General features: G+C 64.5%; 13 protein-coding genes. 10 read left to right on the forward strand and 3 right to left on the reverse strand.

What is annotated here, in order from left to right; all coding sequences use genetic code 11:
- Positions 1-28 precede the first annotated feature (28 nt).
- The 4 genes from rplO to ABD928_RS11995 all read left to right on the forward strand — a co-directional run bounded on the left by rplO (position 29) and on the right by ABD928_RS11995 (position 3,319).
- Complete coding sequence (gene rplO, locus ABD928_RS11980; protein ID WP_187715031.1) at positions 29-556, forward strand: 50S ribosomal protein L15; 528 nt, start codon at positions 29-31, stop codon at positions 554-556.
- Between the two features lie 103 nt (positions 557-659).
- On the forward strand, positions 660-2,021 hold the full coding sequence (secY, locus tag ABD928_RS11985) for a preprotein translocase subunit SecY (protein ID WP_187715030.1): 1,362 nt from the start codon (positions 660-662) through the stop codon (positions 2,019-2,021).
- 30 nt (positions 2,022-2,051) lie between these two features.
- Complete coding sequence (locus ABD928_RS11990; protein WP_345170205.1) at positions 2,052-2,696, forward strand: adenylate kinase; 645 nt, start codon at positions 2,052-2,054, stop codon at positions 2,694-2,696.
- 74 nt (positions 2,697-2,770) lie between these two features.
- Positions 2,771-3,319, forward strand: a complete 549-nt coding sequence (locus ABD928_RS11995) for an SRPBCC family protein (protein ID WP_187715029.1) — start codon at positions 2,771-2,773, stop codon at positions 3,317-3,319.
- Here ABD928_RS11995 and ABD928_RS12000 read toward each other — a convergent pair.
- Complete coding sequence (locus ABD928_RS12000) at positions 3,316-3,810, reverse strand: dihydrofolate reductase (protein WP_187715028.1); 495 nt, start codon at positions 3,808-3,810, stop codon at positions 3,316-3,318. The genes ABD928_RS11995 and ABD928_RS12000 overlap by 4 nt on opposite strands.
- A gap of 44 nt (positions 3,811-3,854) precedes the next feature.
- On the opposite strand from ABD928_RS12000, the gene ABD928_RS12005 reads away from it, so the two are divergent.
- Entirely contained in the window at positions 3,855-5,246 is a 1,392-nt protein-coding gene (locus tag ABD928_RS12005; RefSeq protein WP_345169071.1) for an FAD-binding oxidoreductase, read from the forward strand.
- A gap of 3 nt (positions 5,247-5,249) precedes the next feature.
- Here the strand turns inward: ABD928_RS12005 and ABD928_RS12010 are convergent, their stop codons facing one another.
- Both ABD928_RS12010 and ABD928_RS12015 read right to left on the reverse strand, forming a co-directional pair.
- Positions 5,250-5,765 carry a hypothetical protein gene (locus ABD928_RS12010; protein ID WP_223276446.1) on the reverse strand — a complete coding sequence of 172 codons (516 nt, stop codon included), beginning with the start codon at positions 5,763-5,765 and terminating at the stop codon, positions 5,250-5,252.
- A 58-nt stretch (positions 5,766-5,823) separates the two neighbouring features.
- Positions 5,824-7,320, reverse strand: a complete 1,497-nt coding sequence (locus ABD928_RS12015; RefSeq protein WP_187715756.1) for a CoA-acylating methylmalonate-semialdehyde dehydrogenase — start codon at positions 7,318-7,320, stop codon at positions 5,824-5,826.
- A gap of 99 nt (positions 7,321-7,419) precedes the next feature.
- On the opposite strand from ABD928_RS12015, the gene ABD928_RS12020 reads away from it, so the two are divergent.
- From ABD928_RS12020 to ABD928_RS12040, 5 genes are all read left to right on the forward strand, one after another.
- Positions 7,420-8,841, forward strand: coding sequence for a M28 family peptidase (locus ABD928_RS12020; RefSeq protein WP_345169076.1), 1,422 nt, complete (start codon positions 7,420-7,422; stop codon positions 8,839-8,841).
- Between the two features lie 40 nt (positions 8,842-8,881).
- Positions 8,882-9,145 carry a DksA/TraR family C4-type zinc finger protein gene (locus ABD928_RS12025; protein WP_345169079.1) on the forward strand — a complete coding sequence of 88 codons (264 nt, stop codon included), beginning with the start codon at positions 8,882-8,884 and terminating at the stop codon, positions 9,143-9,145.
- A 95-nt stretch (positions 9,146-9,240) separates the two neighbouring features.
- Complete coding sequence (gene rnr / locus ABD928_RS12030; protein ID WP_345169082.1) at positions 9,241-11,523, forward strand: ribonuclease R; 2,283 nt, start codon at positions 9,241-9,243, stop codon at positions 11,521-11,523.
- Positions 11,524-11,561: 38 nt separating this feature from the next.
- Positions 11,562-12,419, forward strand: a complete 858-nt coding sequence (locus ABD928_RS12035; protein WP_345169085.1) for a cytochrome c — start codon at positions 11,562-11,564, stop codon at positions 12,417-12,419.
- 61 nt (positions 12,420-12,480) lie between these two features.
- Entirely contained in the window at positions 12,481-13,110 is a 630-nt protein-coding gene (locus tag ABD928_RS12040; RefSeq protein WP_187715025.1) for an NADPH-dependent FMN reductase, read from the forward strand.
- Positions 13,111-13,142: the final 32 nt, after the last annotated feature.

The following is a 13,142-nucleotide window of genomic DNA, read 5'->3' on the forward strand; positions in this document are numbered from 1 at the left end:
GACAAAAGCGAAAGCGAGTGCAGAGAAAATGAAACTCAACGAACTCCGCGACAATCTTGGCGCCCGCAAGGGTCGCATCCGCGTCGGCCGTGGTATCGGTTCGGGCAAGGGCAAGACTTCGGGCCGCGGCCAGAAGGGTCAGACCAGCCGTTCGGGCGTGTCGATCTTCGGCTTCGAAGGCGGTCAGATGCCGCTCCACATGCGGATCCCGAAGCGCGGCTTCAACAACATCTTCGCCAAGGACTATGCCGAAGTGAACATCGGCGCGATCCAGAAGGCGATCGATGCCGGCAAGCTCGATGCCAAGGGCACGCTCGACCATGACTCGCTGAAGGCTGCTGGCCTTGCTCGCGGCGGCAAGGACGGCGTTCGCGTTCTCGGCAAGGGTGAACTCAAGGCGAAGCTGGCGCTCAAGGTTGCCGGTGTGTCGAAGGGCGCTCGCGAGTTGATCGAGAAGGCTGGCGGTTCGATCGAGCTGATCGAGCGCAAGAACCCGGCCGAGCTTGCTGCTGCCAAGAAGGGCACGGCAAAGAAGCGCGCGAAAGCCGAGGCTTAAGGGAAAAACGTCCGAGGGGCTTAGACTAGCCGCTCGGACGCCCTATATCCGGCAGCGGGGAGCAATGGCAGCACCGCCGCTGCGCAGTCCGGGAACAGATTGAATGGCATCCGTAGCCGAACAAATGGCGTCCAACATCAGCCTGGCGAACTTCGCCAAGGCGACCGAGCTCAAGAAGCGGCTCTGGTTCACTTTGGGCGCTTTGATACTGTTCCGCTTCCTGTCCTACGTGCCGATGCCTGGCATCGACCCGGCCGCAATGGCCAGCCTGTTCAACACACAGCAGGGCGGCGTCCTCGATTTCTTCAACACATTCTCCGGCGGCTCGCTGTCGCGCATGAGCATCATCGCGCTTGGCGTGATGCCGTACATCACCGCGTCCATCGTCGTTCAGCTCGGCGCGACCCTCTACGGGCCGTGGCAGCAGCTGAAGAAGGAAGGCGAGACCGGCCGCAAGAAGATGAACCAGTACACCCGCTACCTGACGGTGCTCCTCACCTCGGTGCAGGGCTACTGGATTGCCGTCGGGCTGGAGAGTCTTGGCGCCGCACAAGGAATTCAGGCGGTCGTCGAACCAGGCCTGATGTTCCGCGTTTCTGCGACGATCAGCCTTGTGGGCGGTACGCTGTTCCTGATGTGGATCGGTGAGCAGATCACCAGCCGCGGCATCGGTAACGGCGTCTCGCTCATCATCATGGCCGGCATCGTCGCATCGCTACCGGTGCATATCGCGCAGCTGTTCGAAGGCGGTCGCACGGGCACCATGGATCCGATCATGGTGTTCGGCATCGTCGCGCTCTGCGTCGGCCTCGTTCTGTTCATCTGCTTTGTGGAGCGGGCCCAGCGGCGCGTTCCGATCCAGTATCCCAAGCGTCAAACGGCGCGCGGAATGATGCAGGCTGAACGCAGCCATCTGCCGATCAAGATCAACATCGCCGGCGTCATCCCGCCGATCTTTGCCTCGTCGTTGCTGCTAATGCCGCTCACCATTCTCCAGATGGCGGGCGCCAGGAGCAATCCCGAATCGGGCGACTGGCTGATCACGGTCAGCACGTACCTGCAGCATGGCTCGCCGCTGTACCTGCTGCTGTACGGCGCGGGCATCGCCTTCTTCTGCTTCTTCTACGCTGCCGTGCAGTTCAACAGCGAGGAGACCGCCGAAAATCTGAAGCGCCACGGCGGCTTCATCCCCGGCATTCGTCCGGGCAAGGCGACCGAGAACTACTTCGACTATCTGATTAGCCGCGTGACGGTGATCGGCGCTGCCTATCTCGTGCTGATCTGCCTCATTCCGGAGATCCTGTTCAGCCAGGCCGGCGTGCCTTTCTATCTCGGCGGCACCAGCCTGCTCATCGTTGTCAACGTGACGATGGACACGGTCGCGCAGATCCAGAGCCACTTGATCGCCCACCAGTATGGCGACCTCATCAAGAAGGCCAAGCTGAAGACCAACCGCAAGCGCTGATCCACGGCGAAGAGGGGGAGCGCCGCGATGTTGAACATCATTCTTCTTGGGCCTCCGGGCGCCGGCAAGGGGACGCAGGCTCAACGCCTCCAGGCCGAGCGCGGCATGATCCAACTATCCACCGGCGACATGTTGCGGGCGGCGGTCGCCAGCGGCTCGCCGGTTGGACTGAAAGCCAAGGCGGTGATGGAAGCTGGCGAGCTCGTCAGCGACGCGATCGTCAGCGCCCTGATCGGCGAACGCCTCGACGACATGGGTGAGGCGGGAGCCATCTTCGACGGCTATCCGCGTACCCTTGCGCAAGCCGAAGCGCTCGACCTGTTGCTCGCCGAACGGCATCGCAAGCTGGACTATGTGGTCGAGCTCTGCGTCAACGAGGATGCGCTGGTCGAGCGGATCACCGGCCGCTTCACATGCGCGCAGTGCGGTGCAGGGTACCACGACACGTTCAAGCGGCCGAAGGTCGAGAACACCTGCGACGTTTGCGGCTCACACGACTTCAAGCGGCGTCCCGACGACAACGAAGAGACGGTCCGCACCCGCCTCGCCGAATATCGAGCGAAGACCGCGCCGATCCTGCCCTACTACGAGCAGCGTGGGCTGGTTCGCCGGGTGGACGGAATGGGTACGCCGGACGCCGTCGCGGCAGAGATCGACGCTATTCTCGACAGCTAGACAAACGCCTTCGTCATTGCGAGCGTAGCGAAGCAATCCAGATGGATTGCCACGGAGCCTTTCGGCTCCTCGCAATGACGGGGGAAATTATGCGCGTTGCCGCTGCCATTTTTCTGGCCACTGCCGTTCACGGCCAATCGGCTCAGGCCGAGGTCGTCAGCTCAGGCCCGAACGGCTTTCACGTCCGTCAATCCGTCCAGATCGTCATCCCGCAGGATGCTGCCTTTTCGACGTTCGGGCAGGTCTCGAGCTGGTGGAATCCCGAGCATACCTACGGCGGCAAGGCCGAGAGCCTGAGCCTGTCGCTGCAGCCCGGCGGCTGCTTTTGCGAACGGTTCCCAACCGGCGGCGGCATCGAGCATATGCGGGTCACATACGTGGACCCCGGCAAGCGCCTGATTCTTACCGGCTCACTTGGTCCGCTGCTCCATGAAGCGACCACCGGCGTGCTCGACATGAAGTTCGACCGAATCGCGGGCGGGACCAAGGTAATGATGGATTACAAAGTCTCTGGATTCGCAAATGGCGGAGCTGAAAAGCTGGCAGCGGCAGTGGACGCCGTCTTGGCCGAGCAGTTCAAGCGCTATCGCGAATATGCGCGGAAGCCACGCCCGCAGAACTAGGCGCGGTCGAGCGTAACAAAGCGGTAGGCGGGCGTCTCGCCCTCCGCGGGATGCTCCTCGCGAGCGGTCTCCACCCACGAGCCGCCTGATCGCGGGTCGACCATGAAGGTGTCGCCCTGCACGTCGCCGGGAACTTCAGTCAGCTCCAGTCGGTCGGCGTGAGGCAGGAACAGCGCGAAGATTTCTGCGCCGCCGATGATCGAGACTGGCTCGGCACCCGCCACCGCCAAGGCCTCTTCGACCGAGTGCACGACCTCCGCTCCGGAAGCCGACCAGTCGAGATCGCGGGTCAGGACGATGTGCCGCCGTCCCGGAAGCCGTCCGGGCAGGCTGTCGAACGTCCGGCGTCCCATGATCATCGCTGTGCCCATCGTCAGCGCCTTGAAGCGCTTGAGGTCGGCGGAGATGCGCCACGGCAGGCCGCCGTCGCGGCCGATCACGCCATTGGTGGCACGGGCGACGACAATGGTGACTTTCGGGCGCTGGGTCATATCTGCGATTTGCCCCGATGGCGGCGAGATGCCAACAGGGCATCATGAGCGACGCTCAAAATCTCGTCGAGAACGTCCGCAACCGCTTCGGTGACAGGGCTGCGATAACCGAGCCTTCGGACATTGAGCCTTGGCTGACCGACTGGCGCGGTCGCTTTCATGGGCAAACGCCCGGGATCCTGTCGCCAGCCTCGACCGAGGAGGTTGCCGATATCGTCCGCATGGCTGCAGCCCACCGTGTCGCGTTGGTCGCGCAGGGCGGGAATACCGGCATGGTTGGCGGAGCCACTCCGCCACCAGATGGCTCGGCGCTGATCCTCTCTCTTCGACGCATGAACAAGCTGCGCTCAATTGGTGCGGGGGTCGCCGTGGCGGAAGCCGGGGTGATCCTCGCCGACCTGCACGAGCGAGCCGCCGAAACCGGCCAGCGCTTTCCGCTTACCCTCGGCGCGCGCGGAAGCTGCACTATTGGCGGCCTCGTCTCCACGAACGCCGGCGGCACGCAGGTACTGAAGTTCGGCACGATGCGTTCGCTCGTCCTTGGCCTTGAAGCGGTCCTTCCGGACGGATCGATCTACGATGGTCTTGCGGCCCTCAAGAAGGACAATCGCGGGTACAATCTCGACCAGCTGCTGACCGGCGCGGAGGGCACGCTCGGCGTCGTCACCGCCGCCTCTCTGCGGCTGGTTCCAGCCGTCGTGGCTCGCGCCGTCGCCTGGGCCGGCTTGTCCGATCCGCAGCGCGCGCTGGAGCTGCTCCAGTTCATGCAGGCGCGGACGGACCGCATCGAAGGCTTCGAGATCGTCCCTCAGGATTGCCTCGACCTCGTGCTCGGCCACGTCCCCGGCACCCGCAACCCGCTCGCCGGCGCGCACCCGTGGCACGTCCTGATCGAAGCGACGTCGGATCGCGCCGGCGAGGACCCCGCGGCATTGCTTCAATCGCTGCTCGCCGAAGCGCTGGATCACCACCTCATCGAGGACGCGACGCTGTCCGCGAACGACGCCCAGGCGGAAGCGTTCTGGCGGATTCGCGATTCCATCGCCGAGGCGGAGAGAGCCACCGGGGGCTCGCTCGCGCATGACGTTTCCGTACCCGTCCCCGACATGCCGCGCTTCATGGCCGATGCCGCCGCCGCCGTCGAAGCGAAGTTCGCCGGCACGCACGCAAGCGCGTTCGGGCACCTCGGCGACGGCAACGTGCATTTCCACGTTCGCGGCGACGCCATGCGCGGGCAGGAGTCTGACATCTCCCACTTCGTCTACGACCTGGTCACGCGCGCCGGCGGCTCCATCTCGGCGGAACACGGCATCGGCCAGCTGAAGCTCGAAGAGCTGGAGCGCCTGGCCCCGCCGGCAAAGCTTCACGCCATGCAAGCGATCAAGCAGGCGCTAGACCCGCTCGGCATCATGAACCCCGGAAAGCTGGTGCGCTGAGGCTCAGCCCTCGCAGCGCGCGTAAGTGAAGCTGCGCATCGGGCTGCTTTCGGTACGGACGAGCTTCCCGGCCTGGACTTCCAGCGCCTCGTAGCGCTTCCAGGTCATGCCCTCGCCGGTGAAGGCGAAGTCGCCGCTGGCCGAATCGTCTGAGGTCTTCAATTCGCCGGAGGGCTTCCCGGTGGACTCGTAGAATTTCAGCTGGTCCGCCGACACGATCAGGAGGCCCTTCGCATCGCCGCGTGTCGACGTGCAATCGGTGGGCGTTAGCCCCCAACGGCCGTGAAGTGCAGCGGGGATCTTCCCTCCCACCGCCGCACTGGCATTCGAGGGCTCGTCATCGCCGCTTTCGAGTTCATTGGTCGGCGTGGTTGCGCTTTCGTCGGGCGGAAGCACGTCGACCTCTGCCGGTCCCGCAGCGGCGTTATTGGCGCCGTCGTCGACCGGATCACGGCCGCTGCACGCGACCATGCTCAGAATCGAAGAGATTGCCACGATCGGCAGGATGAACCGGATCATGGCGCCTCAACGCCGCCGAGACGATTCCGGTTTCAGCCGTACCAGTGTTGGACGATGCTCAGGCGAAGGTCGGGATGACGAAGGCATTCTCGCCGCTCGCCGACCCGTCCGGCCAGCGCTGGGTGACGATCTTGTTCTTCGTCCAGAACTTCATGCCTTCCATGCCGTACTGGTTGGTGTCGCCGAAGCCCGAACGCTTCCAGCCGCCGAAGCTATGGTAGCTGACCGGCACCGGAATCGGCACGTTGACGCCGACCATTCCGACGTTGACGCGGGCGGTGAATTCGCGGGCGGCGTGGCCGTTGCGGGTGAAGATGGCGACGCCGTTGCCATATTCGTGCTCGGACGGAAGGCGGACCGCCTCTTCGAAATCCTTCGCGCGGACCATCTGCAGGACGGGACCGAAGATCTCTTCCTTGTAAGTCTGCATGTTGGGCTTCACGTGGTCGAAGAAGGTCGGGCCGATGAAGAAGCCTTCCTCATGCCCCTGCAGCTTGAAACCGCGGCCGTCGACGACCAGCTCCGAGCCCTCGTCGATCGCCATCTGGATGTAGCGCTCGACCTTCTCCTTGTGCGCCTGGGTGACGACTGGGCCGTAGTGCGCCTCGGGATCGGTGGAGACACCGACGCGCAGCTTCTCGATTGCCGGAATCAGCTTCTCGCGCAGCGCATTGGCGGTTTCCTCGCCGACCGGAACGACGACCGGAAGCGCCATGCAGCGCTCGCCCGCGGAGCCGAAGGCCGCGCCGGTGAGGTCGTTGACAACTTGGTCGAGGTCGGCGTCGGGCATGACGATGCCGTGGTTCTTGGCGCCGCCGAAAGCCTGCACGCGCTTGTTGTTCGCCGTGCCGCGGGAATAGATGTACTGCGCGATGTCGGACGATCCGACGAAGCTGACCGCCTTGATGTCCGGATGGTCGAGGATCGCGTCGACCATTTCCTTGTCGCCGTGAACGACGTTGAGGATGCCGTCGGGCAGGCCCGCTTCCTTCATCAGCTCGGCCAGGCGAATGGGAACGGTCGGATCGCGCTCGGACGGCTTGAGGATGAAGGCGTTGCCGCAGGCGATCGCCATGCCGAACATCCACATCGGGATCATCGCGGGGAAGTTGAACGGCGTGATGCCGGCGCCGATGCCAAGCGGCTGGCGCATCGAATAGACGTCGATACCCGGGCCGGCGCCCATCGAATATTCGCCCTTCAGCGCCTGTGGGATGCCAGTCGCGAACTCGATGACCTCGAGGCCGCGTTGGACGTCGCCCTTGGCGTCGGCGATGACCTTGCCATGCTCGGACGAAAGCGCATGGGCGAGCTCGTCCATGTGCGCTTCGACCAGTTCCTTGAACTTGAACATGACGCGGGCGCGGCGCTGCGGGTTGGTCGCGGCCCAGGCCGGCTGGGCAGCCTTGGCGGCGTCGATAGCGCGCTCCAGATCGGCGGCGGTGCCGAGCCGGACCTTCGCCTGCACCTGCCCCTGGTTGGGGTCGAAAACGTCGCCGCTGCGTTCTCCGGAGGAGTAGCTTTCGCCGGCGATGAAATGGTCGATCTCGCGCAACATGGATAGGTCCTTGAGAATGCTGTTCCGGGGTTGCCGCTCCCCTAGACCGGCGGCCCCGCAAATGCCAGTTGCAGCGACGGAGAGAGGAGACGCGTTGTGCGTAAAGTTGGACTGTTTTCCTGCCTTCTGCTGGTTGCCGCCGCGTCGCCTTCACCCGATGCGAGGCTGAAGGAGATCATCGCGCCGGTCAGCGGCGCTCAGATGAAGCAAACGGTGACGAAGCTGGTGAGCTTCGGCACGCGGCACACGCTTTCCTCGCAAGCCGATCCGGAGCGCGGCATCGGCGCGGCGCTGACCTGGACAGAGGGGCAGTTCAAGAGTTTCGGCCTTCCCACCGAGCGGCCCTGCGACACGGTCACCGGCAAGCGCGTGCCGACCCCGACGCGAGTGTGCGACATGATCGCCATCCAGCGCGGCACCGAGCGGCCGAACGACGTCGTCATCATCCAGGGCCACATCGACAGCCGAGTCACCGACGTGATGAACTTCACGTCCGACGCTCCTGGCGCCAACGACGACGGATCGGGCACGGCGGCCGTGATCGAGGCGGCGCGGGTGCTGTCCAAGCGCAAGTTCCCGGGCACCATCGTCTATGCGGCGCTCTCAGGCGAAGAGCAGGGCCTGCTCGGCGGCAAGATCCTCGCGCAATATGCCAAGGCGCAGGGCTGGAACGTCGTCACCGTCTTCAACAACGACATCATCGGCAACAGCTGCTCGTCGGATGGCTTCTGCGACGACAAGCATGTCCGCGTGCTGTCGGAAGGCCCGCGTTCACAGGGGCAGGCCGAACTGGCGGCGCAGACGCACAGTCTCGGCGGAGAGAATGACGCGCCATCGCGCAACATCTCGCGCTATCTCGACAGCCTCGCCGACCGGCTGAACATCGGCCTCGACGTCACGCAGATCTGGCGCACCGACCGCTTCAGCCGCGGCGGCGACCATATTCCGTTCCTTGAGATGGGCTATCCGGCGGCGCGTATCAGCGTCGCGGTCGAGAATTACGACTGGCAGCACCAGGACCTCAGGACCGAGAACGGCAAGGCCTACGGCGACACCATCGACCACATGGATTTTCCGTATCTTGAGAAGGTCACGAAGCTGAATGTCGCGGCGCTCGCTTCGATCGCCAGTGCACCTCCGCCGCCGGAGGCGAAAGTCGAGGGTGGAGTTAGCACGGATACTCTCGTTACGTGGGCTCCTGTGTCGGGAGCGGAGGGATACGTGATCCGGCTCCGCCGAACTGATTCCAGCCAATGGGAAACGGTACCCGCTTGGGACGCACCGGTCTCACCCAGTGGGCAGCCAAGCAAAAGCATGAATTGTCTCTATCCGGTCACCGCGGGGGAAAAAGCGGGTGCATGCGGTTGGCGAGTTGTCCTGCCGCATGTCCGGGTCGACGATTGGGTCTTCGGAGTGTCTTCCGTCAGCAAAGACGGCTTCGAAAGCCCCGTCGCCTCCGCAGTCCCCGGCGGCGCGTTCAAGCCTTACGTCGCTCCCCCGCCGGAACCGGTGAAATAGAGGCGCTTTCTTCCTATATTGAAGGAGGAAAGGAAGGCTGATGGCCGGCGGATGGACGCGCGATGGCGCGGTACAGGACCAGATCGACGACACCGTGAAGGACGCGATCCTTCGCGCCCGTGCCCTCACGCCCCAGGGCGAAAGCGCGGAGGAATGCGACGATTGCGGCGAGCCCATCCCGAAGCGGCGCCGCGAAGCGCTTCCCGGCGTCCGCACCTGCATCGCCTGCCAGTCGGAACGCGACAAGGCGGTCGTCCACTCGACCATCAATCGGCGCGGCAGCAAGGATAGCCAGCTTCGTTGACGCTTCCGTCATTGCGAGCAGCGCGAAGCAATCCAGCGGAACCTAGGCGCTAGTGGATTGCTTCGTCGTCATGCTCCTCGCAATGACGACCTGAGATGACAAAGAAACGTTCGGCCGGGCTTCCGACCCGCAAGCAAATCCTCGACTTCATCGCGACGTCCGACCAACCGGCGGGCAAGCGCGAGATTGCGCGCGCGTTCGGCCTGTCGGGTCAGGACAAGATCCTGCTCAAGGCGCTGCTCAAGGACATGGCCGACGAGGGGATGATCGACAGCGCCCCCGGTCGTGCCTTCCACAAGATGGGCGGCGTGCCGAAGGTCACCGTGTTGCGGGTCGTCGAGGCGGACGACAGCGGCAACATCTTCGCCGTGCCCGAACAATGGCACGCCGACGGCCCGCCGCCGCGCGTTCGAGTGCTGGAGCGCGGCCGGCGCGGTGCGCTTGGTATCGGCGACCGCATCCTCGCCCGGACCGAGGAGCGCGGGCAAGGATACGCCGCGCATCCGATGAAGAAGCTCATGCGCACGGCCGAGCTGGTACTCGGCGTGGTGCGCGAGGAGGGCGAGCGCTTCTGGCTGACTCCGGTCGAGAAGAAGGAACGCCGCGAGCTGGCAATTGCCGACCTGAAGGATGCCGAGCCCGGCGATCTCGTCCTGTGCGAACTCTCCGGCCGGCCGCCGCGCGTACAGGCCCGCGTCGATGCCGTACTCGGCGACCCGTTCGCGCCGCGCAGCTTCAGCCTGATCGCCATCCACAAGCACGGCCTTCGTCACGAATTCCGGCAGGAGGCGATCGATGAGGCGCACGACGTCGCCAGGCAGAAGCTCGGAGAGCGCGAAGACCTGACTCACCTGCCGATCGTTGCCATCGATCCCGCGGACGCCCGCGACCATGACGACGCTATCTGGGCCGCACCTGACGATGACGAAAACAACAAGGGCGGCTGGAAGGCGATCGTCGCGATTGCCGATGTCAGCTTCTACGTCCGCCCCGGCTCCGAGCTTGACCGAGAGGCGAGGGCACGCGGCAACAGCGTCTACTTCCCCGACCGCGTCGTGCCGATGCTTCCGGAGGAATTGTCCGCCGACATCTGCTCGCTGAAAGAAGGGCAGGTCCGGGCGGCGATGGCCTGCCACATGAAGATCGCCAAGGACGGCTCTCTCAGAAGCTGGCGTTTTACGCGCGCGAAGGTTTGCGTCGCTGCAAATATTGCCTACGAGGATGCACAGGCTGCGATCGACGCTGCAGGAGAGGAAAGGGGCGATGTTTCCTCTCCAACCTGCTTCATGCCGGAAGTCGAAGGCGCCGTCCCCGCCGAACTGGTGCGCACCGCGCTCCAGCCATTGTGGGGCGCATGGCGTGCCTTGCTCGCCGCCCGCAACAAGCGCGAACCGCTGGAGCTCGACATCCCCGAACGCCGGGTGATGCTCGACGAGAAGGGCCGGATCACATCGATCGCACCGCGCGACCGGCTCGATGCGCACCGGCTGGTCGAGGATTTCATGATCGCCGCCAACGTCGCTGTGGCCAAAGCGCTGGAGGCGAAGAAGGCGCCGGTCATGTACCGCGTCCACGAGGCGCCGAGCCGCGAGAAGCTGGTCGCGCTGAAGGACTATCTTGCAACGTTCGATCTGGAGTTCGCGCTCGGCCAGGTGGTCAAGCCGGGCACTTTCAACCGCATCATCGAGCGCGTCGGCGATTCCAGCGGCCGCGAGGAACTCATGGAGCAATTGCTCCGCACCCAGATGCAGGCGCGCTACGGACCGGAGCGGCTCGGCCACTTCGGCCTGGCGCTGGCGACCTACGCCCACTTCACCTCACCGATCCGGCGCTATGCCGATTTGCTCGTCCACCGCGCTCTGGTCAGCGCCTACAGGCTTGGCGATGGCGGTCTCCCGTCGGGCGAAGAAGAGCGCTTCGTCGAGATCGGCGAGAAGATCTCGATGCTTGAACGCCGCGCGATGGAAGCGGAGCGCGAGACGATCGACCGCTATGTCGCGGCCTTTCTCGCCGACCAGGTCGGTCAGCTCGTCCAGTGTCGCATCACCGGCGTCCAGCCGTTCGGCTTCTTCGCCACGGTCGAGGATCTCGGCGGCGACGGCCTCGTCCTCGCCCAGACTCTCGGCCAGGAATATTTCCGTTACGACGAAGCGGCCCGCCAGCTCGTCGGCGAGGAAACCGGCGAGACCTATCGCGTCGGCCAGCGCCTGACGCTCCGCCTCGCCGACGCTAACCCCGTCAGCGGTTCCCTCCGCTTTGAGCTTCCGGAGGGCAGCTACGGCAGTCCGCGACCAAGTCAGCAGCGCCGCGACCGCGTGCGAACGACCTCACGGCGCGGGCGGCCGGCCAACATCCGCCACGATTCCCGCCGTCGCTGAATTTCGCTATGCGGCCCTTGGAAACGGGGGTTTCGAACATGGCGAAAGTGTTGCGTTGGACGGGGTACGTCCTTGGCGTTCTGCTGCTGCTGGTCCTGCTTGCGGCGGCCTACATCTGGTTTGCCTCATCCAGGACGCTGAATGCGAAGGCTGAGGCGAAGCCCGAGCAGCTCATTCCGATGGAGCAGGCCAGTCTGGAACAGGGGCAGCATCTCCTTCTGACCCACGCCTGCGTCGAGTGCCACGGCGATAACGTCCAGGGCCGCAAATTCCTCGAAATCCCGAACGTCGTCACTCTCTACGCTCCCAATCTGACCTGGGTGGCAAAGCGCGCGAGTGACCAGCAACTTGCCCAGGCCATCCGTCAGGGCATCGGCCACAAGGGGGAGCCGCTGCTGGTCATGCCCTCGGAGAGCTATCAGAATCTGACGGACGCAGAGGTTTCGGCGCTCATCAAGGCGATCCGCGCCACACCGGCCGGCGGATCCGCGACGCCCGCGAGAACGGTCGGACCTCTCGGCCGGATCGGTGTCGTCAATGGAGCAGTGAAGTTCGCGCCGGAGGTCATCGAAGAATACGCGGCTGCGCAGGCGGCAGACTTCGGGCCGAAGTTCGCTGAGGGGCGCCACATTGCGGTGACCGTCTGCAGCGGCTGCCACGGCCCGACCTTGTCCGGCAAGGAGCCTGAGCCGGGAACGGTCGCGCCGGACCTCAGCGTCACCGGCAGCTACGACCTGCCGACTTTCACGAGGCTGATGCGAACCGGACTGCCGCCGGACGGCCGCCAGCTGAAAATGATGACCGGCGTATCGCAGAAAGCCTTTCGTCACTTCGACGATGCGGAGATTGCCGCGCTTCACGCCTATCTCGTCGAGCGGGCGCAAAAAGCGCGCTGAACGGCCATCGCAACCTTTCTTCCGAGAGAGTATTGGCAGTAGCGGAACAAGGAGCGACCGAATGGCCTACAAGATCGCGATCATCGTCGGCAGCCTGCGCAAGGACAGCCTCAACCGGAAGGTCGCGCGGTCGATCTGCGCCATCCGCAACGACAATCTCGACTGCTCGATGGTCGAAATCGGCGATCTGCCGCTCTACAATCAGGATCTCGACGGCAACCCGCCGGAGCAATGGGCCCGCTTCCGGCAGGAGGTCGGCGCGGCCGATGGCGTGCTGTTCGTTTCGCCCGAGTATAACCGCGGAATTCCGGGCGCGCTGAAGAACGCCATCGATGTCGGCTCCCGTCCCTATGGACAGAGCGTCTTCGACAAGAAGCCGGGCGCGATCGTCACGGTTTCACCGGGCTCGCTCGGCGGATTCGGCGCCAACCATCAGATCCGGCAAGCGGCGGTGTTCCTGAACATGCCGATCATGCAACAGCCTGAGGCGTATCTCGGCCATGTCACCGACGACAGCTTTGACGCTGATGGCTGCCTCAAGGATGGTCCGTTGAAGGACCTGGTTTCGGTGCTCGCTCACGCGTTCGCGAACTGGGTCGACATGATCCACCGCTCGCGTGCTGCGTTGGCGGAGGATTCGGCGCATGCCGCCAAAGCGAAAGAAGCCAAGCCTGCGCTCGCCAGCAGCTGATGTGCTGAGGCCAAAGAAAAAGGGCGGCCCGA

The sequence above is a fragment of the Sphingomonas daechungensis genome (assembly GCF_039543105.1).
In the GTDB taxonomy this organism is placed as follows: Bacteria; Pseudomonadota; Alphaproteobacteria; order Sphingomonadales; family Sphingomonadaceae; genus Sphingomicrobium; species Sphingomicrobium daechungense.

What these genes read in the sequence shown, in the direction of transcription:
- rplO (WP_187715031.1), top strand. Translation starts at nt 29, where the DNA reads ATGAAACTCAACGAACTCCGCGACAATCTTGGCGCCCGCAAGGGTCGC.
- secY (WP_187715030.1), top strand. Translation starts at nt 660, where the DNA reads ATGGCATCCGTAGCCGAACAAATGGCGTCCAACATCAGCCTGGCGAAC.
- ABD928_RS11995 (WP_187715029.1), top strand. Translation starts at nt 2,771, where the DNA reads ATGACGGGGGAAATTATGCGCGTTGCCGCTGCCATTTTTCTGGCCACT.
- ABD928_RS12000 (WP_187715028.1), bottom strand. Translation starts at nt 3,810, where the DNA reads ATGACCCAGCGCCCGAAAGTCACCATTGTCGTCGCCCGTGCCACCAAT.
- ABD928_RS12005 (WP_345169071.1), top strand. Translation starts at nt 3,855, where the DNA reads ATGAGCGACGCTCAAAATCTCGTCGAGAACGTCCGCAACCGCTTCGGT.
- ABD928_RS12010 (WP_223276446.1), bottom strand. Translation starts at nt 5,765, where the DNA reads ATGATCCGGTTCATCCTGCCGATCGTGGCAATCTCTTCGATTCTGAGC.
- ABD928_RS12025 (WP_345169079.1), top strand. Translation starts at nt 8,882, where the DNA reads ATGGCCGGCGGATGGACGCGCGATGGCGCGGTACAGGACCAGATCGAC.
- rnr (WP_345169082.1), top strand. Translation starts at nt 9,241, where the DNA reads ATGACAAAGAAACGTTCGGCCGGGCTTCCGACCCGCAAGCAAATCCTC.
- ABD928_RS12035 (WP_345169085.1), top strand. Translation starts at nt 11,562, where the DNA reads ATGGCGAAAGTGTTGCGTTGGACGGGGTACGTCCTTGGCGTTCTGCTG.
- ABD928_RS12040 (WP_187715025.1), top strand. Translation starts at nt 12,481, where the DNA reads ATGGCCTACAAGATCGCGATCATCGTCGGCAGCCTGCGCAAGGACAGC.